1 protein-coding gene is annotated in these 650 nt (G+C 48.0%); it reads left to right on the forward strand.

Annotated features, from left to right (window positions below):
* Positions 1–546: 2-phospho-L-lactate transferase CofD family protein (locus R7Q11_RS26985; RefSeq protein ID WP_225467088.1), on the forward strand; the 546-nt coding region annotated here is incomplete at its 5' end.
* Positions 547–650 lie beyond the last annotated feature (104 nt).

The following is a 650-nucleotide window of genomic DNA, read 5'->3' on the forward strand; positions in this document are numbered from 1 at the left end:
AACATGCTTAAGGTTGATGTAAATATTCTGCCAATGTCAGAGCACCCTTCGGATTTGTCTGCACTTTCAGTGAACGGTCAATGGGTCACAGGTGAAACCAATGTGGATGAGATGGAAACCGACTTACGTCGCTTAGATCTTTCACCAGAAGTTCCAGCCACTAAAGAAGCCGTTACTGCTCTGGCAGAAGCCGATGCAATCATTCTTGGCCCAGGCAGTTTCCTCACCAGTATTATGCCGCCATTGTTATTGCCTGAGCTTGGCAAAGCCATTGCAGCAAACCGAAAAGCGAAGGTGATATTCGTCGCTAACCTCAGCCCTGAATACGGCCCAGCAGGTCGAATGTCGATGGCGCAAAAGCTGGAATGGTGTGAACGTGCGTGCCAAGGACGAAGAATCGATGTCGTCCTTGCCGAAGAAACGGACCAGAAAGTGTTGGAACAATGGAACGTCGTTACCGAATCATTAGCCTCAACCAACCGAGATTGGCGTCACGACCGAGATAAGTTGAAAGCAGCGATAGAAAACCAACTACTCACTAAGTAGCCACTTGAGACTGCCAACGTTGATACGACAAAGCCCTTCCAATATGGAAGGGCTTTGTGTTTAAAAAGTAAAGGCTTTATTGAGTCCAAGAGCGATACGCGTCG

This window comes from Vibrio sp. 970, from assembly GCF_033339075.1.